The following is a 25,270-nucleotide window of genomic DNA, read 5'->3' as shown; positions in this document are numbered from 1 at the left end:
GGGCTACTCCGGCGCGGCCGGGTCCGCCGGGTCCGCCCGGTACGCGATCGACCCCTCCTCGGGACTCCACTCGGTGGCGTACGGCATGAGGTCCTTGATGCGGACGCTGCGCAGGCCTTCGGCGGTGGGCAGGATGACGCGGATGTCCGGGTGGTAGTCGAGGAGCACCTGCCGGTCCCTGCCGCATGGCCCGACGACGCCCCGGCCCATGTTCCCCACGGCGACGATCGTGGTCAGTTCCCGAGCGCCGGAGGCGCGGGCGTTGCCGAGCGCGACCAGCTCGGCGCAGGGCCCGCCGGTGAAGTGGTAGACGTTGATTCCGGCGTGCGCCGTGCCGTCGGCGGCCCGTACGGCGGCGCCCATGGTGTGGATTCCGTCCTCGCCGTCGGTGTTCGCGTCGACGACGGCCCGGGCGAGGTCGATGAGTTCCTGGTCGGCGGTGGTGAGGTCCCGCGTCGGGATGTTGATGTGCATGGCCGCAGGCTATGAAGACGCGGGTCGGATGACGAACGACATTCCCGGCCGCCGGGTTCTGCTCCCCGTCGTCAGGTCCTGTTCCCCGCCGTCCGTCGCTCAGCTGCCGACCGGCTCCAGCTGGAGGTAGTCGAGGTTCCAGTTCTGGTACGCGGAGGGGTCCAGGGAAAGGCGCAGGGTGTGCCGCCCCTGCGTCAACTGCCGGGCCTGGCGGCTGTCCTGGAGCGCGAAGGCCTGGTGGGACGTCGTGTTGGCGACGGCCACGGGCGCGCCGGGGGTGCCGCCGTCGACGGCGACGCGGTAGGTCCCGGCAGGGGCGTACGGTGACGACACGCGGGCTGTGAGGGTGTAGCGGCCGGACCGGGGCACGTCCACCTCGTAGGCGAGCCACTCCGAGCCGCGCATCCAGCACACGGCCACGGCGCCGTCGAGGTCGCACACGTCGACGCCCTCGCCGGTCCGGCCGGGTCCGTCGCCCCGGTTCCCGGCGTCGGCGTCGTGGTAGCCCACCCCCTCGCCGCCTGCGGCGTAGTCCTCCGCCTGGACACGTACCGCGCCGGTCGGCACCGCGCCCGCCGCCCCCGTGGCCAGGTAGCTCTCCAACGCCTCGACGTTGTCCGTCTGCAGGACCGACGCCCCGTAGACACCGATGAGCGTGGCCCAGCCGCGTGCGGGCGCGATCAGCGAGGCCTCGTCGGTGTACCGGGCGGCGAGGGCGTCCCGCATGCTGTTGATCCATACGCGGCCGGTCGACCGCAGCCTCCGCAGGAAGGCCGCGTCGGCCACCGCGTCGCCGGCGTCGTCGAAGACGACCTCGAACGCGGGTGGCCGGTCCGTCCCGAACTCCGTGACGGAGGCGGCGTTGGTGTCGTCCACGAGGTGCATGTAGAGGGCGTCGGGATGGCGGGTGCGGAAAGCCCGCACCTCGGGGACGGGTGCGGCGGACTTGAAGAGGCCGTTGCGCACGGTGCCGGTCTCCGTCAGGACGCGCCAGACGGCCTCGCGGTCCTTCCATGCCTGGTCGAGGTTGACGAGGCCCCTGGCCCGTGCGGCTCGCATGGCCTCGGCGAGCGTGGGGATCCGGTGGCCCGTGAGCGCCGCCTGCCGGCCGCCGAGGCCCGCGCGCAGGCGCAGGGCGCGCAGTTGGGCGTAGCTGAGGTCGGCGACGCGGCCGGTGCCGTCAGTGGTGCGGTCCACGGTCGCGTCGTGCATCAGGACGGGGACGCCGTCCTTGGTCAGCCGGATGTCCGCCTCGACGATCTCGGCGCCGTCGGCGAAGGCCGCGCGGAGTGCGGCGAGGCTGTTCTCGGGGGCCTTCCGCCACTGGCCGCGGTGGGCGGCGGTCATGACGGAGATGCCGGGACCGTGGTCGAGGAAGTCGCGGTGGGCGCGGTCGGCGGGGGTGTCGGTGGGGGCTTGGTGGTGCGTGGGCCCGGTGGTGGTGCCCGTGGGGGCCTGGCGGTACGTGGGTCCGGTGGCCGTTCCCGTGGGGAGTTGGCGGTACGTGGGCTCGGTGGCCGTTCCCGCGGGGACTTGGCGGTACGTGTCCTTCGCGGCGGTGCCCGTGAGAGTTCGGTGCTCCGCCGCCGTCGCGCCCGGGGCTGCGCCCAGTGCCGTCGCGCACGCGGTGGCCGTGGCGAGGACGGCGAGGCTATGGCGTCTGGTGGGGGCGGCGGTACTGCTCGGGGCGGGAGGGGCGCTGCTCGGGGCCGGAGAGGTGCTGCCCGGGTGGGACTTGTCGACGCGGCGCACGATCATGAGCGGGGGCATGGGTGAGAGCATCGGGCCGCGTGCGCCGTCCGTCCACGACCGCGCCCCGGCCTGTCGCCGGGGTCAGCCACTCGCCAGCGCAGCAGATCCGTTCCCGCTCGGGGGCACCCGGACCCGGCGGGACGGCGGCCCACCTCGCGCCGAAGCCGAGCGGGGCCCCACACGCCGGATCCAGCGTCAGGCCCCCACCCCCGGCAAGGGGGTGAGGGCCCATCGGCGCCCCACTACGCCGCACGCCGCGCCGCACGACACATCACGCCGCCGCCAGCGCCTCCGTCGGTGGCAGCCGGGCCGCGCGGACCGCCGGGTAGAAACCGGCCAGGCCGCCGATCAGGAGCGTCGCGCCCACCCCACCGACCATGGCCCACAGAGGAACGACCGTCGGCCACCCCTGGTATCCGGCGTAGCCCGCCGTCACCCCGATGCCGAGGACCACGCCGCCCAGGCCGCCGAGGGCCGACAACAGCTGGGACTCGCACAGGAACTGGGTACGGATCTGTCCTCGGGTCGCGCCCAGGGAGCGGCGCAGGCCGATCTCCGCCCGGCGCTCCAGGACGGAGATGACCATCGTGTTGGCCACTCCGACCCCGCCCACGAGGAGCGCCACCGCCCCCAGGCCGAGGAGGAGCCCGGACAGGGTGTCGTCCGTGGCCTGTTTCGCCGCGAGCGCGTCGGAAGGGCGGGAGACGTTGACCTCGTTGGGGTTCTCGGGGTTGGCCGTCGCGCCCAGGACCTGCTGCACGTCGCTCACCGCGCCGCCCTCGGCGCGCGCGTACACCGTCGTCGCGAAGCCGTCGAAGTCCAGTTCCCGCTCGGCCGCGGGCCAGCCGACGAGCGCGGCCGAGTCGAGCTCGGGGGCGAGTTCGTTCGGCGCGAGCAGGCCGACGACCGTGAACCACCTGCCGCCGAGCCATACTTGGGCGTCCGGCCCCGACCCGTACACGCCGAGCTGCGCGGCGGCCTTCGCCCCGAGGACGACGGCCGGGTAGCGGTGCGTGGCCGCGGTCAGCCAGCGGCCGTCGGCGACGTCGACGCCGACCGTTCCCGGCAGGTCGGTGCGGGCCGCGTAGACGCCGATGCCTCCGGTCACCTCCGTCGGCACGTGGTCGTTGCGGTACACCTTCGCGTCGGTCTTGCCGATCGCCGAGACCGACTCCACGCCGTCGATCGCACCGACCATCTCGACGGCTTCGTCCGGCAGGTGGGCCGCGCCGCCGCTGAAGGACTGGCCGGGCGCCACTGTCAGCAGGTTGGTGCCGAGCGCCGCCAGTCTGCGGTCCAGTTCCTCCTGGCTGGAGGTGGAGATGCCGACGACGCCGACCATCGCGGCGATGCCGATCGCGATGCCGAGGGCCGAGAGGAAGACGCGCATCGGGCGCGAGCGCAGGCCGGAGCCGCCGGTCCTGACGACGTCCGCCGGGCTCAGCCGAGCCGGAGCCGGCCGTGGTCGCGGTCGCGTCGGCGTGGCCGTGCTCATGCGCCCACCCGTTCCGCGACGGCTTCCCCGACGGCTGACTCGGTGGCTCTTCCGGCGGCGGAGTCGTGCTCGATGCGGCCGTCCTTGATGCGTACCTCCCGGGGCAGCGATGCCGCGATGTCCCGGTCGTGCGTGATGACGACGACCGTCGTGCCCGCCCGGTGCAGTTCGTGGAGGAGTTCCATGACCACTTCGCCGGACCGTGAGTCGAGCGCGCCCGTCGGCTCGTCGGCGAGCAGCAGCGGCGGGTCGCCGAGCACGGCCCGCGCGATGGCCACGCGCTGTTTCTCGCCGCCGGACAGCTGGTGCGGTTCGTTGTGGAGGCGCTCGCCGAGCCCGACTCTGCGCAGCGCGCGCTCCGCGAGCCCACGCCGCTCACCCCTCGGCAGTCCGCTGTAGAGCAGTCCGTCGGCGACCGCGTCCAGGGCCGGTACGCCCGCCGCCAGGTGGAAGGCCTGGAAGACGAAGCCGATGGTGCGGGCGCGCAGCGCGGACAGCTGACGGTCCGACAGGGCGTCGACGGTGTGGCCGTCGACGCGGACCGTGCCCGCCGAGGGACGGTCCAGCGTCCCCATGATGTTGAGCATCGTGGACTTTCCGGAGCCCGACGGTCCCACGATCGCCAGCATCTCGCCGCGCCGCACGACGATCCCGGCCCCGGCGAGCGCGACCACGTCCCCGTACGTCTTCGACACCCCCTCCAACTCGACGACGGGCGGCGGCTCTTCGGGCCCCGACTCTCCCAGGGCCGAGCCCACGACGGGCCACGATTCCTGTGCTTGCGGCCTCACTTCGGCACCGCCACCTTCAGGCCCTCGGTGATGCCGTCGCCGGACACCTCGACCATGCCGCCCGCGAACAGGCCGAGTTCCACTGGCAGGTACTGCACGTCCGAGCCGGTGACGGCCTGGACCGCGTAGCCGCCGCCCTTGCGGGCGACGAGCGCGTTGACGGGGACGGCGAGGGCGTCCTCGCGGCTCTCCGCGGCCAGCGTGACGTCGACCGGGGCGGCCTGGTAGCGGCCGAGCTTCCTCTGGTCCTTGACGGTGAGTTCGACGGGCAGGGTTGCCTCGTCCGCGCCACCCTCGGTGTCGCCGCCCTCGGAGGGCTTGGCGGTGGCGGCGTTGCCGACGTCGGTCACCCGGGCTTCGGCCTCGGTGCCGTCGGGCAGGGCGACGGTCGCCCTGGTGCCCTCCTCGACCAGGTCCTCGTACTGCGCCTCCAGGTCGACGGTGACGGTCCGCCGCGTACCGGTCCAGGTGAGCACGTCGCCGGAGGCGGAGTCGCCGCGGGCCGACTCGACCTGGGCGACCCGCCTGGCGCCGGTCGCCACGACCGCGTCCCCCGGCGCGACCTTGCCGGTCTCCTCCCGTCCCAGGTCCCGCTGCCAGTCCTCGACCGCCCGCGCGGTGCCCGAGGTGTACGTGTCGTCGACGGTGAAGCCGGTGTGGCCGAGCGCCGCCAGGTTCTTCTCCAGGAGTCGTACGTCGTTGCCGTCGGCGCCCACGTCGAGCGTCCGGTAGAGCGGTGTGGAGCCGTACAGCAAGGGGACCTGCCGCGCGTCCACGCCGTACACCGTGTCACCGCGTTCGAGGACCTCCCCCTCGTCGGGGAGCCAGGTCAGCGTTCCCTCGGAGCCGGTGGGACTCCCGCCGCCCTTCGCGTCGGCCCCCGCCTCCGGCTCGCTCTCGCCGCCCGCACCGGCCCGCACCGGGGTCGCCTCGCCGTACCCGAGCGTGCCGTCGACGGTCTCGCCCCGGGTGAGCGTCCTCTTCTCGACGGTGGCGGTCCGGGCCGGGCCCGCAGGAGCGGCATCGGACGTGCCCGTACCGTCGCCGCCGAGGGTGCCGGTCGCGGCGAGTCCGCCCGCTCCGGCGACGGCTGTCGCGGCCAGCAGGACCAGCGAGGTCCGCACCGGGCGCCGTCGGCGACGGGAGGGCCCGGCGGCAGGCCCGTCGGTGTCGGCAGCGACAGCTGCGCCGACATCCGCATCACCGGCGCCGCTGTCGAGCACGGTGCCCTCAGCGCTGCCCTCGGCCCGCGCCCTGTCCTCGGTCTCCGGCCCGCTCACCGGCCGCCACCGCCGCCCCGCATCATGACGCCGCCGCTCGGCCGCTTGTCCCGGCAGGCCTCCATGGCCTTCTCGAACTTGGGGTCGTCGCCCGCCATGCCGACCGCCGACATGTCGATGACCATCGAGCCGCCGTCGATCTCCGGGTCGGGGAACTTCGGCACGCCGTTCTCGCGCATGCACGCCGCCCACGCGGCGACCTTCGCGGAGTCGAGCGGCTTGCCGCCGTTCGGGCCGCCGTCCCCCTGGGGGGAGAGGTCCTTGCATGCCTCCTGGGCCTTCTTGAACTCCGGAGAGCCCATGTCGACGCCCGAGTCCGGCCCGAGCCTGATGCCACCGCCCTCCGGGTCGGGGAACTTCGCCACCCCGTTCTCCCGCATGCACTTGGCGTACGCGAGGCCGCGTTCCTGCGGGCTCGTCGGCGACGCCTGCGCCTGCTCGCCCGTCTTCTTCCCCGCGTCCTTCTCGGTCGTCGCCCTCGACGGTTCGTCCGAGCAGGCCGTCAGGAGTGCCGCGGTCAACGCGAGCGGCACGAGCAGCGGGGCGGCGGTGCGTATGTGCGCGCTGGTGCGCTTGGTCGTCCTTGTCATGCCGTCCAGGTCTACGTAGCGGGGGGTTACACCGCAGGAACGCTGGTTGTTATGCCGGTGTAACCCCGCCTCCGGCATCCTGACGGCTATGCGCGTGCTCATCGTCGAGGACCATCAGGAGCTGGCCGTCACCGTGGCCACCGGCCTGCGCCAGGACGGCATGGCCGTCGACCTCGCGTTCGACGGCCAAGAGGCCCTGGACCTCGCCGCCGTGTACGACTACGACGTCGTCGTCCTGGACCGCGATCTGCCACGGCTGCACGGCGACGAGGTGTGCCGGACCCTGGTCGAGAGCGGCGGCCGCTGCCGGGTGTTGATGCTCACGGCCGCCACCACCATCGAGGACCGGGTCGACGGCTTGTCCCTCGGCGCGGACGACTACCTGCCGAAGCCGTTCGCCTTCGCCGAACTCATCGCCCGGGTCCGGGCCCTGGCCCGCCGCGCGCACCCGGCCGTACCGCCGGTGCTCAGCCGCGGCGACCTCACCCTGGACTCCGCGCAGCGCGTCGCCCGCCGTGACGGACGGCGCCTCGACCTGTCCCCGAAGGAACTGGCCGTCCTGGAACTCCTGTTGAGCGCGCAGGGCGGGGTCGTGTCCGCGGAGCAGTTGCTGGAGCGCGCCTGGGACCAGGCCACCGATCCGTTCACCAACACCGTGAAGGTCACGATCAGTCGGCTGCGCCGCAAGCTGGGCTACCCGCCGGTGATCGAGACGGTCCCCCATGCCGGTTACCGCATCTGACCCGGCGGGCACATCCCCCGCGCCGCGCCGCTTCCGCTGGACCGTACGGCTGCGCCTGACGCTCCTGTACGGCGCCCTGTTCCTGGTGTCCGGGGCCGCGCTGCTCATCATCACGTACGTCCTCGTCGCCACCCGCGATCCCCAGGTCATCCGCAAGACCACACCGGGCCCGGCCCCTTGGTTGCCCCATGACACGGATCAGCTCCCCGACGTGGGCGGCGAGCAGCGCGAGGCGATGCTGAAGCAGCTGCTCACGCAGTCCGGGATCGCGCTCGCCCTGATGTCGGCCGTGTCGGTGGCACTGGGGTGGCTGATGGCGGGCCGCGCGCTGCGCCCGGTCCGGACGATGGCCGACAAGGCGCGCCGGATCTCCGAGCGCAATCTGCACGAGCGCCTCGCGGTCAGCGGGCCGGACGACGAGCTCAAGGACCTCGGTGACACCTTCGACGGTCTGCTCGGGCGCCTCGACACGGCCTTCACCACGCAGCGGCGCTTCGTCGCCAACGCGTCGCACGAGCTGCGCACCCCGCTGACCCTGCAACGGGCGATGATCGAGGTGGCGCTCGCCGATCCGGCGGCGAACGCGGATTCGCTGCGGAGTGTGTGCGAACGCCTGCTGGCCACGGGCGAGCGCCAGGAGCATCTGATCGCGGCGCTCCTCACACTGGCCCGCAGTCAGCGCGGGCTGCAGCGCCGCGAGCACACGGACCTGGCGGCGATCGCGGAGACGGTCCTCGTGGAGCAGGCCGCGGAGGTGCGGATCGACCTGTCGCTCGCCCCGGCGGCCACGGTCGGCGACCCACGGCTGCTTGAGAGCCTGGTGACGAACCTCGTCAGCAACGCTGTGCGCCACAACGTCCCCGGCGGCTGGGCGCGGGTGCGCACCGGGGTGCGGGACGGCCGGCCGGTGCTGCGGGTGACCAACAGCGGGCCGGTCATCCCGCACGAGCGCGTCGAGGCGCTCTTCCAGCCCTTCCAGCGCTTCGAGACGCGCGCCGGGACTCCGGACGGCCACGGCCTCGGCATGTCGATCGTCGCCGCCGTCGCCGAGGCCCACAGCGCGCCGGTGACCGCCCGGCCCGGGTCCGAGGGCGGCCTCGACATCACGGTGACGTTCGACCCGGCGGCGCGGGCCTTGGAGGGGGCGGGCGGCGAGTGACAGCGGACGTACACGCCTCCGCTTCCGTCACGCCCACGCCCACGCCCCCGTCGCCACTCAGGCGGTCAGACGCACCGGCAGCTCCCGCACGCTGTTGCCCACGAAGCCCTCGTGCCGGGCGAGTTCGGCCTCGGGGACGGCCAGGTCGAGTTCGGGGAAGCGGGTGAACAGGCGCTCCAGGGCGATCGTCGCCTCCAACCTGGCGAGGGGCGCGCCGAGGCAGTAGTGCGCGCCGTGCCCGAGCGAGAGGTGGCGTGTGGCTCCGGTGGTCCGGGCGGGCCGGGTGACGTCGAAGAGGTGGGCGTCCGGGCCGTACGCCGCCGTGTCGCGTCCGGCGGCGGAGTAGCCCGCGAGGACGGGTGTGCCCTGGGGGATGAGGGTTCCGTGCAGGGTGAGGTCGCGGGTCGGGTAACGGAACGGGAAGTAGCTGACCGGGCTGTCCCAGCGCAGGGTCTCCTCTACGACGTCCGGCCAGTCGGCCTTGCCCGCGCGCACGAGCTGGAGTTGGTCGCGGTGGGCGCACAGCGCGCGGACGGCGTTGGTGATCAGGTTCAGGGTCGTCTCATGACCGGCGACGATCATCAGGAGCAGGGTGCCGATCAGCTCCTGGGGGCTGAGCCGGTCGCCGTCCTCGTCGCGGGCCGCGACGAGCGCGCTGGTCAGGTCGTCGCCGGGGTGCTCGGTGCGGCGGGCGACGACGGCTGCGAGCGCTGCCGTCATCTCGCGGTTGGCGGCGATCGCCTCCTCCGGCCCGATGGCCGTGCTCACCACCTGGTTCGACAGATGGTGCAGGAGGTCCCGGTGTTCGGTGTCCACGCCGAGCAGTTCGCAGATCACGCCCATCGGCAGCGGCAGAGCGAAGGAGGCGCGCAGGTCGGCGATCCCGCCGCCGTCGACGGCCGCCTCGGCCAGCCCGTCCAGGAGTTCGGCGGTCAGCGTCTCGATCCGCGGCCGCAGCGCCTCCACCCGGCGCGCGGAGAACGCCTTGCTCACCAGGGTGCGCAGCCGCCGGTGGTCGTCCCCGTCGGCGGTGGTCATGCCGGGGACGGTGGCGAAGGTCCGCAGCGGCCAGCCGTCGGGTATCGCGCCCTCCCGCAGCGCGGTGAAGTGCGCTGCGCCCTTGGCGACTTCGGGATGGGCGAGGAGTTCCTTCAGCGCCTCGTGTCCCAGGACCGCCGCGCCCGGCACGTCGCCGGGGAGCACGACGTCGGCCACGGCGCCCTCCGCGAGCAGCCGGGCGTTGTCCGTGTGCGGGCAGCCTCCGGCGGGGTCCATCCGGTACGGCGTACGACGTGACGTGTTCAAGTGATCCCTCCCAGGGCCGGGGGTGACGCGCCTTGTCCGCACGGTGAGCGTCCCCCTGCCGTGCCCCGGGGGGCTACAGGCGTGCACGTGATCGCTAACGTGGCGTCGGACGGGCGGGCCAGGTCCACGGACTGTCTCCTGCCGACCCGCCTGCCGCCCGCCTCGTGCCGACCGACCCCGCCCGGCCACCCCTCCGACCGCCCCCGACCGAAGAGTGCTCATGACTGTCCCTGGACGAGATGTGCTCGACGCTTTCGGCCTGGCCGGAAGCCCCGTTCGCCTGGTGGGCGGGGAAGGCCGCAGTGTCCGGGTCGACGACGTGGTGCTCAAGCCCACCGGCCCCGACGTCGAGTTCGCGCAGTGGCTGGCCGACCTGCTGGACGTCCTGCCCGAGGACGGCTTCCGCGTCGCACGGCCCCTGCGCGCCCGCACCGGCGCCTGGACGTACGACGGGTGGAGCGCGTCCCGCTTCGTCCCCGGCACCGCGCCCGATCACGCCGCCGCGCCCCGCTGGCTGGACATCGTCGCCGCGGGCCGTGCCTTCCACCGGGCTCTGGCCGACGTACCGCGCCCCGCCTTCCTGGACCGGCGCCGGGACCGGTGGGCGCTGGGTGACCGGGTCGCGTGGCAGGAGTGCGAGCCCGACCTGCTGCCCGGTCTGCGCGGGCCCTACGAGGAGTTGGTCGCGCTGTACGGCCAGGAGCCGCGGGGCCGGGCCCAGCTCGTCCACGGTGATCTGACGGGCAACGTCCTGTTCGCACCGGGTCTCGCGCCGGCGGTCATCGACTTCTCGCCGTACTGGCGGCCGTCGGCGTTCGGTGAGGCGGTCGTGGTGGGCGACGCCCTGATCTGGCACGGCGCCGGGACCGAGTTGCTGCGTGCGGCCGCGCCCGCGTTCGGTCCCGGCTTCGTCGGCTGTGTCGCCCGCGCAGTGACCTTCCGCCTCGTCACCGCCGGGGAGCAGGGCCGCGCCCTGGCGCGGGAGCCGGTCGGCCAGAGCGCCACGACCGCCGAGGCCCGGCGCTATCGGCGTGCCGTGGAGCTCCTCGCCGCATTCGGCTGACGCAGGTCAGCGCACGGCGTAGACCTGCCCCGTCTGCGCGCCCTCGACGGAGCGGACGTACGCCTCGGTGACGCGGGCGAGGTCGACGGACGGCATGCCGGGGAAGAAGGAGCCGTAGTCGTCGAGGCTCTCGGTGAAGACGGTCGGGCTCACCGCGTTGACGCGCTGCGGGGCGATCTCGATGGCGGCCGCCCGGACGAAGGCCTCGACCGCGCCGTTCGCCATGGACGCGGCGCTCCCGGTGGGGATCGGCTCGTCACCGAGGACGCCGGAGATCAGCGTGAAGGACCCGCGTGCGGCGACGTGCCCGACGCCTTGGCGGACGAGCTCGATCTGGCTGAGGACCTTGCCGCGGAACGCCGCTTCGTAGTCCTCGGGCGCGATCTCCGCGACGGGCTTGAAGGGGGTGTCACCCGCCGCGCTGACGACCGCGTCCACGGGGCCGGCCGCCGCGTACAGGGCGGCGATCTCCGCCGGGTCGGTGATGTCGTGGCGCAGGTCGCCGCTGGTGCGGCCGACGGTGACGAGCTGGTGGCCGCGGGCGGTGAGCGTCTGGTGGACGGCGGCGCCGAGCTTTCCGGCGGCACCGATCAGGAGGATCTTCATGGTGAGGACCCTAGAGCGGCCCGGAGCCCGCCGGGAAATGTCCGACACGCAGTGCTTATGCTTCCTGGTTATGAATGCTGGGAGCGGGGCTGCGGGAGCCGTGCGGGCCGGACACGGAGACGCCGCCGACGTCGAACTGCGGCATCTGCGCGCCCTCGTGGCCATCGACGCCGAAGGCACGATCACCGACGCCGCGATCGCCCTCGGCGTCAGCCAGCCCGCGCTTTCGCGCACCCTCCGCCAGTTGGAGAGCCGACTGAGCACCCGTCTCGTCGACCGCACGACCCGGTACGTGGCGCTCACTGACGCCGGTCGGCGCCTGGTCGAGCACGCCCACCGCATCCTGCGCCTGGTCGACGACGCGCTGGCCGAGACCGCCTCCGACGGGCGCCCCCTGCGCATCGGCTTCGCCTGGTCCGCGCTCGGCCGCTACACGGTGCCGCTGCTGCGCGCCTGGCGCGAGAACCGGCCCGAGACCGCCGCTCAAGTGCTGCGCCGCGACGACCCGGAGGCGGCGCTGCGGCGCGGCGAGGTCGACCTGGCGCTCGTCCGCACGGAGCCCGTACCGGACAGCGACCTGGTGTGCGTGCCGCTGCTGCGCGAGCGCCGTGTGGCCGCTCTGGCTGCGGACCACGCGCTCGCGGACCAGGAGGCCGTCCGCCTGGAGGAGCTGTCGTACGAGCCGGTGGTGATCTGCTCCACGGCCGCCACCACGGCCGCGCGTCTGTGGCCGGCCGGGCGGCGCCCGCAGACCTTCGAAGTGCCGGGCGTGGACGAATGGCTCACCACCATCGCCACCGGGGAGGCCGTCGGCGTCACCGCGGAGAGCGCGGGCCACAGCCACCCGCACCCCGGCGTCCGCTACGTGCCGCTCGCGGACGCGCCCTCGGTGACCGTCCACCTCGTCCACCCGCGCGTACCCCGGCACCCCGCGACCGCCGAGTTCCTGGACCACATCAGGATGCTGCTCGCCGAGGCCACGGGCGCGGGGCGGCCCTGATCGGCACCCTCCAGCCGTGGCACCCACTACCCGTGGCGCCCTCTGACCGTCGCGGGCCTCGCCGACAGGGACGCCATGGCGGGCGGCGAAGGAGCGGACCGCGTCGACGAAGGGTCCCGCACCACCGCTGGGGGCCAGGTGGCCGGTCCGGACGGAAGGGTGCCGTCCGTACACCCGGATCATGGCGTGCGCGCGTCACGCACGTCGGGGAGAGGCCGGGCGGCGGCCGCGCCCCTCTCCCCCACACGGAGAAGACCAGCGAGATCCAGCCGCGTTCCGTCACGTTTTCGGGGTAGAGGCGTTCCTGTGAGACACGGCTTCAGAGCGGGCGGGACGGACCAGATGGATCGGGTTGCGGCGGAGTGCGACGCGTCGTCGCTGGTCGGCGGCGACCTGTCGGTGTCCCGTGCCTTCGAGGGCAGCGAGGAGATCGGCGCCGCCCGGGACCTGGCCCGGGCGTTCCTCACCGACATTCAAGCCGTGCACGGGCTGCCCGTCTCCCTGCGTGTGCTGAGCACCGTGCAGCTGGTGGTCAGCGAGCTGGTCACCAACGCCCGCAAGTACGCGCCGGGGCCGTGCCTGCTGACGCTGGAGGCGCACGGCGGGGCCGTCAACGTCACGGTGTGGGACAGCGAACCCGCGCTGCCCGCGGTCCTGCCCGCCGACCCGGACCGGATCGGCCAGCACGGCCTGGAGATCGTGATGGCCGTGTGCCAGAGCCTGCACGTGCAGCGGGAGCCCGTCGGCAAGCGGATCACCACGGCGATCGCGCTCGCCGACGATCCCGGCGGGGACGAGGCCGGCCGTCGGCTGTGACCACCGGCCGCCGACCGCGCCCCGGTCCGGCTAGGGAAGCTCCACGGGCTCGTTCGCCCCGTCCTTCGTCTCCACGACCAGGAACGACAGGACGTCCTCACCGATGTTCTTCAGGTCGTGCAGGTGGTAGCGGCCCGCCTCGAAGGGGAAGTGGAGGGTCTGCCCGCGTACGTATGTGATCTCGCGCGAGGCTCCGTCACTCGCGTGCTGGCGGGCCCGGCCGTCCGTGAGGGCGATCCACGTGTAGTCGAGGACGTGCCGGTGGACCGGGATCCGCTCGCCCGGCTCGAGCGTGGTCTCCCAGACGCGCAGCGTCTCGGTTTCTTTGAGCAGGGTCTGGCCGACGCAGCCGTTGTGGACGTTGTCGTCGAACTCCTTGATCAGCGGCGGGCTCCAGCGGTCGAAGTTCTTGGCCACGACCGTGCTGGTCAGGGACGGGTGGGAAGGGGCGGGGTGTGGCTCGGTGCCCACGGGACGGGTCCTTTCCGAGGGATGTCGGGGTGGTTGCGGGCGGCAGCGTCTCTTCTGGCCGCCGCATGAGCGGCTGGCTCACAGGGCGAAGGACAGCGCTTCCAGGAAGGCGTCGTTCGCGCGCTGGTTGCCGATGGAGACGCGACACGTGGCGGGGATGACGTGGCCCGTGTCGGCGACGGCGATGCCGGCGTCGCGCAACCGCTCCATCACCAGGTCGTGCTTGTGGAGGCGGACCAGCAGGAAGTTGGTCTGCGAGGGGAACACCCGGTCCACCGCGGGGTGATCGGCGAGGGCTGCCGCCAGCCGCTCCCGCTCGGCGCGGATGAGCTTGATGGCGGCCAGCGCCGGGCCCGCGTTCGTGAGCCGGTCCCGCACGGCGCGCTGCGAGGCGTCGGTGAACCCGAAGGGCACCTGGAGCCGTCGCAGGGCCTCGATGACGCCGGGCTGCGCGAGCGCGACCCCGCAGCGCGCCCCGGCCAGGCCCCAGGCCTTGGAGAGGGTGCGGAGCACGATGAGGTTGTCGTGCCGGGCGACCAGGGCGGCGTACGAGGGGTTCTCGCTGAACTCCACGTACGCCTCGTCGATGACCACGACGCCGCTGGTGCCCGTGACGAGGGCGTGCACCTGCTCCAGGTCGAGCCTGGTCCCGACGGGGTTGTTGGGATCGCACAGGATGGTGACCCGTGGGTCCGCGGCGAGGATCCGCTCGGTGTCGAGCTCGCACAGGTCGTCGCCGCGCAGCGGCACCTCCACGAGCGGCAGGCGCAGGACGCGGGCGAAGTGGGTGTACAGCGGGAACGTCGGGGGCGTGACGCAGACGCTCTCGCCCGGCGAGGCCAGCGCCGCGAGGAGCAGCATGACGCCGTCGACCGCCCCGCTGGTGAACAGCACGTGGTCGGTGCTGAGGGCGTCGACGCCCTCGTGGCCGGGCAGCGCCGCGATGGTGCTCAGATAGGTGTGGGCGAGCTCCGCCGTGTCGAGGTGGGGGTACTGGCCCTCGGGTCCGAGGAACGGGTTGGTGTTGCTCGTCAGGTCGACCGTGTCGAACCGCGGCTGGTGGCGGAAGCGGGCCGGGCCCGGGACCGGCACCGTCGTGACGGGCGGGGCCGTGAACCGCGAGAGTTCCGGTTCCTCCCGCCCGCCCTCAGGGGCCGTCACCTCCGGGGCGCGCAGCCAGTGGTCGAGGGGGACGAACAGGTCGGCCCCGAGGCACCGCATGCGCTCGGCGTCCCCCCGGCCGAGGTGCACCCACTCCAGGCCGGAGGTCCGGGCTTCGACGTACAGCTGGTACAGGGTGGCCTCGTACAGGTCGTCGCGCACGGCGGCGTCCTCGTGGTCGATGGCCTGCGTGAGGCAGTAGACGCCCCGGCCGTTGTGGGACGTCGTCGTCAGTCCGACCTGGACAACGGTGTCGTCGCGGCGGCGTACGAACATCTGGGTGCGGTCGGCGAGCACGCCGTGGGCGAGGGCGTCGAGGGCGTCGGCGTTGTACGGGTGGTGGTGGCCGTCGCCCTGGGGCTGGTCCGCCGCCTGAGCCCCGTGCTCCGCCTGTTGCCTCCGCTCCGTCTGGCGCCGGTGGAGGTCCGCGAAGGCCGCGCGCGCCCACGGCTTCCCGTCGAGGTCGCGCAGCCTGATCCGCTCCCACGTGGTGTCCTGGGACACCGCGTGGTGGCGGCGCCGGACATCGCGGAGCCGGTCGGTGCCGACGCGGGTCCGCAGCACGTCGTCCACCTCCCCCGTCAGCCGCACGACGCACTCGGGGTCGGCGGGGACCGGCGCGAGGCCCGCGGCCCGCAGTGCGCGGGTGTCGTCGCTGCGGCGCACGCCGGGCACGAGGATCTGGCGCACGTCCAGCGTCTCCGCGCGGCGGACCAGCTCCGCGAGGGCGTGCGGGGCCGGGACGGGGCTGGTCGGGCTGTACAGGGATCCGCCGCCGATGAGGGTGGGACGTGCGAGCACCGCGGGGTCGAGGACGGCGAACGCCCCGGTGTCCTGGCCGAGTTGGGCCAGGGGGGCCACGGGCTCGGCGGAGCCGAGGGCCGCGCGGAGGACCTGCTGGAGCGCGTCGAGATCTGAGGGCCTGCGCATGCTAGCTCCGTTCGCTGTCGAGGCGGGTGTCGAAGTACTCCCCGATGCGTTCCTGGTACTCCTCGAACAGCTCCGCCAGGGTGCGGGCGATGCCGGTCTTCCAGGCGACCGAGCAGTCGCCGATCAGACCGCGGCGGGTGCTGTGGTCGAAGATCGCGGTCTCGCGGCTGTAGTCGCCCCGCTCGAGGCGCACGGGCACGCCGGTGAGCGCGGACATGTACTCCAGCAGGTCGGTGACGCCGACCTCCTCGTCGCCGCCCCAGTTCACGACCTGCGCGGGTGTCCGCGCCGCCTCCCACAGCAGGGGCACCTGCCGGACGACGTCGTCGGTGTGCAGGAGGTTGCAGTAGTTCTGGCCCTCGCGCGGCACCGCGCACGGCTCGCCCCGGCGCATCTCGTTGAAGAGGATCATCGGGACACCGCCGTGGCCGTACGGGCCGTAGGCGATGTTGAGCCGGGCGATCACCGAGGGCAGCGCGAGTGCTTCGGCCAGGCCCCGCACGACTCCTTCGGCGGAGAGCTTGGCGATGGGGTAGGTCGGCAGCCAGGGCGCCGTGCCGCCGAGGGGGTCGCCCTCCCGGTAGCGGTGGGTGCGGTCGGCGCGGTGGTAGACGACGCCGGACGACACGTACAGGAACGCGTCCGCGGTGGCGCAGTGCGTCATGAGCCGCGCCGTGCCGACCGCGTTGATGCGCGCGGTCGCCTCGAAGTCGGCCCTGTCTCCGCGGTGCACCGCCGAGTGCAGAACGTGGGTGAAGTCGCGCGGCAGGTCCTCCAGGTCGCCGTCGGCCATGTCCCAGGTGTAGGTGTGGGCGCCCTGTTCCTCCAGGGCCTTGCGGGCGGTCAGGTCGCCGAAGCGGCCCAGGCACCACACTTCGTTGTCGGCGGCGAGCGCCTCGGCGACGGGCCGCGCCACCTGGCCGGTGCCGCCGGTGATGAGGATCTTCTTGCCTTGCATGGTCAGTGGCTCCCGGTGGTGTCGGCCGTGTCGGTCTGTCCCGCGAGCGCCCGGCCCAGTTCGCGCCGCAGGGTCGCCTGGAAGGTCTGTACGTGCTGCGGGCTCATGAGGGTGTAGTGCTCGCCGTCGACTTCGATGTACCGGTTGGTGGTGCGGGTGAAGTCGTCCCAGTGGCGGAGCTGGTTGTTCAGCCACTCCTCCTTGGTGCCGCGCAGCGGGGTGCAGTAGAAGACCTGCGTCCGCGCGACCGACCCGGAGGGTTCGTAGGTGCGGCCGAGGTGGACCATGCTCTGGGCGAGGTTCACCCAGGCGGTGAACCGCTCGACGGTGAGGTCGAGTTCGGTGAGGCGGCGCGGCGGGGCCTGGTCGATGAGATACGCGAGCTGGTCGGCGTCGGGGAGGTCGCGGAGCCTGGTGGTGAGGGCTTCGACGTCGGCGGGGCCGATCAGTTCGAGGAACAGGGCGAGGTTGATGGCGCCGTCGGTGAAGGTGATCTCGTTCATGCGGCCGGAGATGCTCGGCGGCAGGTTGAAGACGCCGACGAACTTGACCTCGTCGCCGTCGGCCTCCAGCCGCTTGGCCATCTCGAAGGCGACGGCCGCGCCGTAGGAGTAGCCCGCGACGGCGTAGGGCCCACTGGGCTGTGTCCGCCGGATCGCGTCGACGTACGTGGACACCATCTCGTCGAACGAGGCGAAGTGGCTTTCGCCCTGCCCGAACCCGCGGGCCCGCAGCGCGTAGAACGGCCGCTCGCCGGTGAAGTACTTGGCGAGGTTCACGAACACGAGCACCTCCCCCAGGCCGGGGTGCACGCAGAACAACGGCGTTCCGTCCCCGGTGACCTGTAGAGGCACCAGCGGGTCGTAGGCGGTGTCTCCGTCGGCGCTCCGCCCGCCGGTGAGGCGTCCGGCGAGGGCTCGTACGGTCGGGGCCTGCAGGAGGGTCGCCATCGGTACGTCGTCGATGCCGAACCCGGTCTGGATCTCCAGCTTGAGCCGCAGCACGTCCAGGGAGGTGCCGCCCAGGTCGAAGAAGCTGGCCGTGACCGGCACCGTTTTGACGTTCAGGACGCGGGCGTAGATGTCGGCCAGCGCGGTCTCGGCGGCTCCTTCGGGTGCCACGTGGGCGCCGAGGAACCGGGTGCTCACCTCGGCCGCCCGGTGGGCCGCCCGGTCGAGGCCGCCCGCTTCGACGGCCGTGCGCAGCCGGGTGCGTTGGATCTTCCCGAGGTTGCTGCGGGGTATCTGCTCCTCGGTGACGGGGAGGATGAGCTGGGGCCGGAACCCCCAGTGCATCACCGTGGAGCTGCGGATCGCGACGAGCGCCCGGTACACCGCCGTGTCGTCGGTGGGGTCGTCCGCCGGGACGAACGCGACGGCGAGTTGTTCGGAGTCGGCGCCGTCGGGCCGGATCGGGAAGGCCGCGACCTGCCCCCGCCGCACGTCGTCCAGCTCGTCGAGGGCCGCTTCCAGGTCGTGGCTGTAGTAGTTGACGCCGTTGACGATGATGGAGTCCTTGGTCCGCCCGACCAGCGTGAGCCGGCCGTCGGAGTCCAGGGATCCCAGGTCTCCGGTGCGGAACCAGCCGTCGGCCGTGAAGGCCTGCGCGGTGGCTTCGTCGTTGCCGAAGTACCCGTCGGTGACCATCGGGCCGTGCAGTTGCACCTCGCCCGCGTCGGCCGACCCCGGCGCGTCGGTGGAGGCGAGGACGTGCCCCTCGCCGTCGGTGATCCGGATGCGCAGGCCCCGGACCGGCCGTCCCAGCGGCGGGAACTCGGTCCGCAGGTCGCGGGCGGCGAAGTCGCGGTTGAACACGCTGCCCGCGCACGTCTCGGTCATCCCGAACGCGGGCACGATGACGTCCTGGCGCAGCCCGTACGGGGCCAGCGCGGCCAGGAAGTCCCGCACGGTCGCGGTGACGGTGGCCTCGCCGCCGGAGATGATGTGCCGCACGTGCGACAGGTCCACTTCGTCCCGCGCGGGGGGCCGTTGGGCGAGGGCCTGGTTGATCTGCCCGAACAGGAAGTTCGGGGTGAAGGTCACGCGCACCCGGTGCGCCGCGAGCAGCCTGAGGAACTCCACCGGGTCCGCGAGGACCGTCGCGGGTGTGGCCATGACCTGGTCGGCGCCGTTGAACATCGGCAGCAGATGCGCCTCGATGGCGGCGATGTGGTCGGTGGAGATCCAGTTCAACGAGGTGTCGGTGGGGCCGAGGTCGAGGGCTCCGGCCTTGCCCGCCTGTGCGGCGAGGAGGTTGGCGTGGGTGAGCCGGACGGCCTTGCTGGATCCGGTGGACCCGGAGGTCAGCATGAGGAGGGTGAGGTCGGCGGGATCGGGTGTGTGGGAGTCGGCGGGGTCGGGTGCGGCGTGGCTCAATTCCTCCACCGTCACGGTCCGCAGGCCGATGTCGGGCAGGTCGGCATGGGTGGCCTTGGAGGCGACGACCAGCGGGTCGTCCAACAGGGCACGCAGGTGCTCCAGTTGTGTCTGCCACCGGGAGGGGTCGGCGGGCGGCGCGACCGGGCACGGTACGAGGCCGCCGAGGACGCAGCCCCAGAAGGCGCGGAAGAAGGACTCGGGGTCGTTGGCGGCGATCAGTACGCGGTCTCCCGGGGCGGCGCCCTGGCCGCGCAGCCCTTGGGTGATCCGGCGGGCGCTGTCGCGCAGTTCGGCGTAGGAGAGGAACGAGCCGCCGATGAAGGTGATGCCTCGGGTGGTGTCACGTGCCGCGCTCTCCAGGAGTCGCGGAAGCGTCGAGGCGGATATGTGTTCCGGCATGGGGGCGGAGACCTCCGATCAGAAGGGTCGGAAAACGGCCCTGAATTTCCATCACGATGGGGTGTTTTAGGGATGGCGAAGCCGTACGAGGAGAGGCGGGGCCGCTGCTGCGCGCCGGGGCGTCCTCGTGCTTCGGTATGGGAAAGGGCGTCTGTGCCGCCCGGATCACCGCTTGCTGTGTGTCACGGCCTCAGGGCGTCATGCCGTACACGGATAATCGAGGGCCGACAGCTGATGTCAGTCGGCACACATGGGCGCGCATGGCCTTTCGGGCGCGTCGAGCGGGTGGCCGTGAGGTGCTTTCGGCGGGGCTCATTGTTCAGCCGAGCTCATTGAATCGCACGATGTCCTCGATCTTCTTCTGCAGGTTCAGCTCGTCCGGGTCGGATACGATCGCCTGCCCGACGCGGCCGTAAGGACCGAGCGGAGTGTCGGGCGACGACGAGTACTGGATCTCGTCGAAGACGAAACGCCGCTCGAAGTCCTCCTGGGTCAAGGTGTTTCCTTCAGGGCGACGCAGTAGGAGGTATCCGTAAAAGCGCTCAGGCGCGCTGTCTCCCAACGTCAGTCTTATCGGCTCTCCGAGCGCGAGGCTGATCTCGGCGTCGAAGAGGTCGACCCCGAAGGTCAATTGGTTGACGTTCGGAGACAGCGCCCCTGGCAGCCGGACAGCGCACTCGCCGAAGGTCAACCCGGATTCCTCCACGAATACTTCCAAGTGGAAGACACAGTCGGGCGCACCCAAGTGGGAGAGCGTCTGTCGGGCGATTTCCTCCGTCCGCTGGAAAAGCGCCGCGTGCCGTCGTTTGTCGAGGATGTGCGCGGCAAGCACGGCGCCGTGTGCCGCACTCAGTGGTGAGAGGTGATAGCGGGTCATCGACGACCACAGGAGATCACCGTCGCTCCAGATGCCGTCCATATAGACTTCCGGCGCGTCGATGAAGGACTCGGCGACGATCTGCACGTCCGACTGTCCCGGAAGCACGTCCACGGCGCGCGCGAACTCCTCCGGGGAACGCACGATATTCGTCCGCACGGAACCGGCGCCGGTCGCCGGTTTGATGACGAAGACGTCCCCCAGATCGCCGACGAGGTCCGCGTGGGAGGTGTCCTGGGTGACATACCGGCAGTGCGCCCGCTTGATCTGCGGCGGCAGCTTGCTCTTCTGCAGATACTTGTCCCGGAAATACAGCGCTGTCTTCGAGTCCTTGTTGCCGGGAAGGTTCAGCTGCTGCCGCAGATAGGCCGCCCCGAACACACCCATCTCATGCACGCTCAGCGCACCCGCCACATCGTCGACGCGCGCGGCGAGCACGGCCCGCAGGACTTCCTGGACGTTCTCCATGTCGGCGACCCGCGTCCACCTGCGCCCCGGCGGCGGGCTCGCCGGTGCCTGCACGATGTAGTGGGGTTCCAGGCCCCGGCGCCGCAGCGCCCGGTCCAGATCCTCCCGGTACCCGATGACGATCATTGTCGGCATTCTCGTCTCCCCCGAATGCAGCCTGCCGCGATGCTTGTGCCGACCGAGCCTGACGGAACGTCCGGGCTCAGCCGAGCTCGTTGAAACGCACGATGTCCTCGATCGTTTTCTGCAGTTGCAGCTCGTCCTCGTCGGACACGACGGCCTGCCCGACGCGGCCGTACGGGCCGAGCGGCGCGTCCGGCGACGAGGGGTAGTCGATCTCGTCGAAGGTGAAGGCGCGCTCGAAGTCCTCCTGGGTCAGGGCCCGGGAGCGACGCAGAAGGATGTAACCGTAGAAGCGATCCGGTGCTCCGCCGTCCAGTTCCTGAGTGATCCGCTCCCCGAGCGCGAGGCTGATCTCGGCGTCGAAGAGGTCGACGCCGAACGTCAATTTGTTGACGTTCGGAGACAGCGCCCCGGGGAGCCGGATGGCACATTCACCGAGAGTCAGCCCCGACTCTTCGACGAACGCCTCCATATGGAACACGCAATCCGGTGCGCCCAGACTGGCGAGTACACGCCTGGCGAGTTTCTCCGCCCGCCGGAACAGCTCCGGTTGCCGCCTCCTGTCGAGGATGTGCGCGGCGAGGACACCTCCCTTCACGGCGCTGAGCGGCGCAATGTGATTGCTGCTCATGGACGACCAGCGAAGCTCGCCGCCCTCCCAGATGCCGTCCATATAGACTTCCGGGGCATCGATGAAGGACTCGGCGACCACGCCCACGTCCGACTGGCCCGGCAGCTCCTTCAGGGCTCGCGCGTATTCATCCGGCGTGCGCACGATTTCCGTACGCAGAGAACCCGCTCCGGTCGCGGGTTTGACGACGAAGACGTCACCCAACTCGCCGACGAGTTCGGCGAATGAAGTGCCTTGTGTGACGTACCGGCACCGGGCGCGCCTGACGTCGTCCGGCAGGCAGCTCTTCTGCAGGTACTTGTCCCGGAAATACAGGGCCGTCCTCGAATCCCGGTTCCCGGGAAGGTTCAGCTGCTGCCGCAGATAGGCCGCCCCGAACACACCCATCTCATGCACGCTCAGCACGCCCGCCACATCATCGATGCGCGCGGCGAGCACCGCTCTCAGCAATTCCTGAGCGTTCTCCATGTCAGCGACGCTCGTGAACCTTCGCCCTGGCGGCGGGCTCAACGGCGCCTGCACGATGTAGTAGGGATCCAATCCTCGACTCCGCACCGCGCGGTCAAGGTCATCACGGTATCCAACAACAATGACAGATGACACTCTTGCATCCCCCGAATTACGTCCAGCCAACACCATCAACAAGTCGTTCTCAGCAAGACAAGACCTACGTCGAAAGCTTCGCAATCGGTTACTTCGGCCATGGGCAATCCGTTGGCATCGTGCCACAACCAAACAGCTGTGTGGATATCCCAGACCAAGATCTTTCACGGGCGAGATGTGACATGGATCACAAGTCAAATCTTTCCCTAGAAGGCCCCCGAAACCGTGGGCTCAGTCAAGGAGAAGAGGGTTCGGCAGTGCCGCCTCATGGTGCATCCGCAGCAGTGTGTGCAAGACGCCCGAAAGACCCGACATGAGGCTCGGTGAGAACGCCTCACGCGCCAGACCGCCGACCGGGCCGCGCTGTTCGAGGCCGGTGAGGATTTCACCGTCGAGGTCGGAAGCGGTGCCGAAGTCCACGTCGGACGCGCTGCCGAAGTCCACGGACGTGAGGAATTCCCAGAGGCCGAGGTCGCCGTGGCACAGGGTGTGGCTCCAGCCGAAGCCCTCCGCCGCACAGGCACACGCGGCACGGCGGACCATGTCCAGGTGCACCGGATCACCCGTGCGCCGGTGCAGATCCAGCATGCCGACGCCGATTCCCGCGCTGCCGTGGCACCAGCTGGTGAAGAAGTCCTCCTCGGCGCCGACGCGCACATCGAGCCAGTTGCCGTCCGCGGGCCGGTACAGGGACTCCTGGAACGCGAAGGCCCGCTCGCCGAGCCGGAGCCAGCCACCCCGTTCCGCCGCCGTGCCCGCGTCGCTGAGGGCGAGCCTGGTCAGCGCCCAGCCGATGCCGGTGGCGCCGTGGGCGAAGCCGCCGATGCCCTCGGGGTTGAGCCGCGTCGTCCAGCGCGCGCCGCTCCCCTCGACCGTGGCCAGGCCCTCCAGGCGGCGGCCGACGTGCGCGGCGGCGGCCAGCCACCGGTCCTGCCCCGTCGCCGCGGCCAAGTTGAGCAGCGGCACGACCGCGCCCGCGGCCCCGTTCAGCAGGTCCACTTCGACGTCGTCCTCGATCAACCGCCCCGCCGGTGCGAGCAGTTCGGCCCGCGCCGCGGCCCGCTCCAGGAGCCAGTCGTCGCCGAGGACCCGGTGCAGCGCCAGCCACGTCCACACCTGCGACGCCGCCCCGCTGAACGCCCCCGCCGACGGCGTGGCCGTCCGGTCCTCCGTACCCACCAGGACCCGCAACGCCCCCTCGAACGTCTCGGCGACACCCGGCACCGGGTCCGCCCGCCCCGCCCGCACCTCGCTCACGTACTCCGCGAGCGTCAACGCCACCCCGCCCTGCCCGGTGTAGAGGTCGGCGGGCAGCACCCTGATCGACCATCCCGCGGGCGTGAAGACCGGGCTGATCCAGGTGACCGTGCCGTCCTCGCCGCGCACCGCCCCGTCGCACAGCCGCCGCACCATCTGCGCGGCCAGCTCCCGCCGGCGCCGCTCCCGGTCGCGGGCGTGCGGCTCATGGGCGGCCGCCTGCACCCGGGCGGGCAGCGAACGCTCGTTGAGGTACGCGCCCACCAGCGCGTCCTGGATCACCGACTCCTCCAGCGCCAGATCGGCGCCGTGCCAGTCCTCGACGGTGGCCCCGATCGCGGCCGTGTCCACGGTGAAGCCGAACATCGGTACGTCCCCGACCAGCAGGTCGGCGATCTCGGCGTCGATGGCCGCGCGGTCCGTCGGCGCGCCGGGCAGCACCTCGGCGTTGCGGCGCAGAATGTCCCGGGCCCGCTCGACGGCCGCCGTCTCGTCGTGCAGCGAGGCGGGGTGCCAGAGCATCCGGCCGATGTCGACGTAGGCCTGCGTGGGCCGCAGGATGCGCCGCGCCCGGGTGCCCTCGAACCGGCGCAGCAGCCGGTGCGGGTCGGTGCCGGGCCGGTGCAGTCGCGCGGTCATCTCCCGGAACCCGGCCAGGATCCGGTCCCAGTACGTGCTCAGTACGGGTGCGGGGCTGGGGTGGTTGCCCGCGGTGGGCATCGCCACCAGGTCCACCTCGAAGCGGGCCGCCGCGGTGCCGCCGTCGGCGATCACCGGGTTCGGGATCAGCGGCTGCTGGCCGGGCAGGGCCCCGACGCCGGAGATGTCCACGCCCGCGAGCGCGAAGCCGGTGCCGCGCACGGGCAGCAGTCCGGTGCGCAGGACGGTGCGGCGGATCGCGGCCGCCGCCACGTCGACCGCCTGGCCCTGGCCGCTGGGCGGGAACGGTGCGGGGGCGTCGAACAGCGTCTCGCCGTCCACGATCACCGGCACCGGGCCCGCGGCGATCATGTTCTCGGCGTGCATGTCGGTGCCGCCGGTGAAGCGCAGTACCGCCAGCCAGTGGCCGACGTTCCGGTAGAACGCGGCGAGTTCGGCGTCGTCCGCGCAGTAGCGGTGGTGGACGAACTCGGCCCAGCCGTAGCCCTCGCGTGCCAGGGTGCGCGGCACCCGGATGCGGCGGTCCGGCGGCGGGGCGTCGGGCAAGTCCGCGAACAACTCGTCCAGGAGGGCGCCCAGGGCGACATCGGTCCCGGACGGCCGCGGCTTGTACATGACGCTTCCGGCGGCGAAGTCGGCCCGGCTGACGGTCAGGCCGCCCCGGTGGCTGTCGCCCGCGCCGAACGCGAGGGCCTGTAACTCCCCCGCGGGCGCGCCGAGGAGAGGCCGCAGCAGTGTGCGGTCGGCGCCGAGCCGTTCGGCGAAGCCCGCCGTCGCGGCCACGGAGAGCCGTGCCACCGCCGCGATCCGGGCGCCGAGGGTCGGGTAGCGCTCGGCGAGCCGGTCGACGTATCCCTCCTCGCAGGCCTGCTCGATGAACGCGGCCCAGGTCTCCGTGTCGGACCCGGCTCCGGCGCCCTCGTCGGCACGTCCACCGGCGGCCGACATGCGCAGCGCGTGGAGTTCGATCAGGAACAGGCGGGACAGCTTGGCGTGCAAGGACCGCAGCAGGGAGGTGTGCCCGGCCTGGAGGATCACGTCCCGCTCGGCGCGGCCGAGCCCGTCCACGGCAGCGAGGCGCCGGGCCAGTTCGTCGTGCCAGGGGCGGGCGATGGCGCGTACCGGCTGGGCGAACCAGTCCGCCTCGTGCCGCTCCTCCTCGTACCGCTGCTCAGGTCTGTGCCCCGCCGCCGATCCGCTCACCGTCCACCGTCCCCCTGTCCGACGACCCGCACGACCACAACGACCACCACAGGGCGCGAGGAACCTCGCGACACGCCC

20 protein-coding genes are annotated in these 25,270 nt (G+C 72.2%); 5 read left to right on the top strand and 15 right to left on the bottom strand.

The features are described from left to right. Positions 1-3: 3 nt before the first annotated feature. The 6 genes from ACZ6BG_RS21795 to ACZ6BG_RS21770 all read right to left on the bottom strand — a co-directional run bounded on the left by ACZ6BG_RS21795 (position 4) and on the right by ACZ6BG_RS21770 (position 6,382). Positions 4-474 carry a cytidine deaminase family protein gene (locus ACZ6BG_RS21795; protein ID WP_469003796.1) on the bottom strand — a complete coding sequence of 157 codons (471 nt, stop codon included), beginning with the start codon at positions 472-474 and terminating at the stop codon, positions 4-6. Positions 475-573: 99 nt separating this feature from the next. Then, the gene (locus tag ACZ6BG_RS21790; RefSeq protein ID WP_469003794.1) at positions 574-2,244 is read right to left on the bottom strand and encodes a glycerophosphodiester phosphodiesterase family protein; all 1,671 of its coding nucleotides are present in this window, start codon (positions 2,242-2,244) and stop codon (positions 574-576) included. Positions 2,245-2,497: 253 nt separating this feature from the next. Further along, positions 2,498-3,721 (bottom strand): ABC transporter permease, encoded by a 1,224-nt coding sequence (locus ACZ6BG_RS21785; protein ID WP_469003792.1) that lies wholly within the window; start codon positions 3,719-3,721, stop codon positions 2,498-2,500. Next, entirely contained in the window at positions 3,718-4,467 is a 750-nt protein-coding gene (locus tag ACZ6BG_RS21780) for an ABC transporter ATP-binding protein (RefSeq protein ID WP_469004142.1), read from the bottom strand. Before ACZ6BG_RS21780 ends, ACZ6BG_RS21785 begins: the two co-directional genes overlap by 4 nt. Before the next feature lie 41 nt (positions 4,468-4,508). After that, positions 4,509-5,792: a peptidoglycan-binding protein gene (locus ACZ6BG_RS21775; protein ID WP_469003789.1), complete on the bottom strand. Its 1,284-nt coding sequence runs from the start codon at positions 5,790-5,792 to the stop codon at positions 4,509-4,511. After that, positions 5,789-6,382: a hypothetical protein gene (locus tag ACZ6BG_RS21770; protein WP_469003787.1), complete on the bottom strand. Its 594-nt coding sequence runs from the start codon at positions 6,380-6,382 to the stop codon at positions 5,789-5,791. Before ACZ6BG_RS21770 ends, ACZ6BG_RS21775 begins: the two co-directional genes overlap by 4 nt. A gap of 88 nt (positions 6,383-6,470) precedes the next feature. Here ACZ6BG_RS21770 and ACZ6BG_RS21765 point away from each other — a divergent pair, with 88 nt between their 5' ends. Continuing rightward, positions 6,471-7,124: a response regulator transcription factor gene (locus ACZ6BG_RS21765; protein ID WP_468456950.1), complete on the top strand. Its 654-nt coding sequence runs from the start codon at positions 6,471-6,473 to the stop codon at positions 7,122-7,124. Next, a complete protein-coding gene (locus ACZ6BG_RS21760; protein WP_469003785.1) occupies positions 7,105-8,283 on the top strand; it encodes a sensor histidine kinase in 1,179 nt (392 codons plus the stop codon). The genes ACZ6BG_RS21765 and ACZ6BG_RS21760 overlap by 20 nt, the downstream gene beginning before the upstream one ends. A 57-nt stretch (positions 8,284-8,340) precedes the next feature. On the opposite strand, the gene ACZ6BG_RS21755 is transcribed toward ACZ6BG_RS21760, so the two are convergent. After that, entirely contained in the window at positions 8,341-9,558 is a 1,218-nt protein-coding gene (locus tag ACZ6BG_RS21755; RefSeq protein WP_469004140.1) for a cytochrome P450 family protein, read from the bottom strand. Between the two features lie 250 nt (positions 9,559-9,808). Between ACZ6BG_RS21755 and ACZ6BG_RS21750 the strand changes: the two genes are divergently transcribed. Further along, positions 9,809-10,651 (top strand): aminoglycoside phosphotransferase, encoded by an 843-nt coding sequence (locus tag ACZ6BG_RS21750; RefSeq protein WP_469003783.1) that lies wholly within the window; start codon positions 9,809-9,811, stop codon positions 10,649-10,651. A gap of 6 nt (positions 10,652-10,657) precedes the next feature. On the opposite strand, the gene ACZ6BG_RS21745 is transcribed toward ACZ6BG_RS21750, so the two are convergent. Continuing rightward, a complete protein-coding gene (locus ACZ6BG_RS21745) occupies positions 10,658-11,257 on the bottom strand; it encodes a short chain dehydrogenase (RefSeq protein ID WP_469003780.1) in 600 nt (199 codons plus the stop codon). 70 nt (positions 11,258-11,327) lie between these two features. Here ACZ6BG_RS21745 and ACZ6BG_RS21740 point away from each other — a divergent pair, with 70 nt between their 5' ends. Both ACZ6BG_RS21740 and ACZ6BG_RS21735 read left to right on the top strand, forming a co-directional pair. Beyond that, positions 11,328-12,257, top strand: a complete 930-nt coding sequence (locus tag ACZ6BG_RS21740; RefSeq protein WP_469003776.1) for a LysR family transcriptional regulator — start codon at positions 11,328-11,330, stop codon at positions 12,255-12,257. Between the two features lie 342 nt (positions 12,258-12,599). Continuing rightward, the gene (locus ACZ6BG_RS21735; RefSeq protein WP_469003774.1) at positions 12,600-13,073 is read left to right on the top strand and encodes an ATP-binding protein; all 474 of its coding nucleotides are present in this window, start codon (positions 12,600-12,602) and stop codon (positions 13,071-13,073) included. Positions 13,074-13,103: 30 nt separating this feature from the next. On the opposite strand, the gene ACZ6BG_RS21730 is transcribed toward ACZ6BG_RS21735, so the two are convergent. From ACZ6BG_RS21730 to ACZ6BG_RS21700, 7 genes are all read right to left on the bottom strand, one after another. Continuing rightward, on the bottom strand, positions 13,104-13,544 hold the full coding sequence (locus ACZ6BG_RS21730) for a cupin domain-containing protein (protein WP_469003772.1): 441 nt from the start codon (positions 13,542-13,544) through the stop codon (positions 13,104-13,106). A gap of 78 nt (positions 13,545-13,622) precedes the next feature. Continuing rightward, positions 13,623-15,635 (bottom strand): aminotransferase class I/II-fold pyridoxal phosphate-dependent enzyme, encoded by a 2,013-nt coding sequence (locus tag ACZ6BG_RS21725; RefSeq protein ID WP_469003770.1) that lies wholly within the window; start codon positions 15,633-15,635, stop codon positions 13,623-13,625. Position 15,636: 1 nt separating this feature from the next. Then, positions 15,637-16,593: an NAD-dependent epimerase/dehydratase family protein gene (locus tag ACZ6BG_RS21720; RefSeq protein WP_469003768.1), complete on the bottom strand. Its 957-nt coding sequence runs from the start codon at positions 16,591-16,593 to the stop codon at positions 15,637-15,639. Between the two features lie 2 nt (positions 16,594-16,595). Further along, positions 16,596-19,370 (bottom strand): alpha/beta fold hydrolase, encoded by a 2,775-nt coding sequence (locus ACZ6BG_RS21715; RefSeq protein ID WP_469003766.1) that lies wholly within the window; start codon positions 19,368-19,370, stop codon positions 16,596-16,598. Positions 19,371-19,689: 319 nt separating this feature from the next. Beyond that, the gene (locus ACZ6BG_RS21710; protein WP_469003764.1) at positions 19,690-20,850 is read right to left on the bottom strand and encodes an ATP-grasp domain-containing protein; all 1,161 of its coding nucleotides are present in this window, start codon (positions 20,848-20,850) and stop codon (positions 19,690-19,692) included. A gap of 67 nt (positions 20,851-20,917) precedes the next feature. Continuing rightward, positions 20,918-22,108 (bottom strand): ATP-grasp domain-containing protein, encoded by a 1,191-nt coding sequence (locus ACZ6BG_RS21705; RefSeq protein WP_469003762.1) that lies wholly within the window; start codon positions 22,106-22,108, stop codon positions 20,918-20,920. 195 nt (positions 22,109-22,303) lie between these two features. Beyond that, entirely contained in the window at positions 22,304-25,192 is a 2,889-nt protein-coding gene (locus tag ACZ6BG_RS21700; protein WP_469003760.1) for a type 2 lanthipeptide synthetase LanM family protein, read from the bottom strand. Between the last annotated feature and the right edge of the window lie 78 nt (positions 25,193-25,270).

This window comes from Streptomyces sp. NPDC041205 (assembly GCF_055591765.1).
This window is presented reverse-complemented; position numbering and strand designations above follow the sequence as displayed.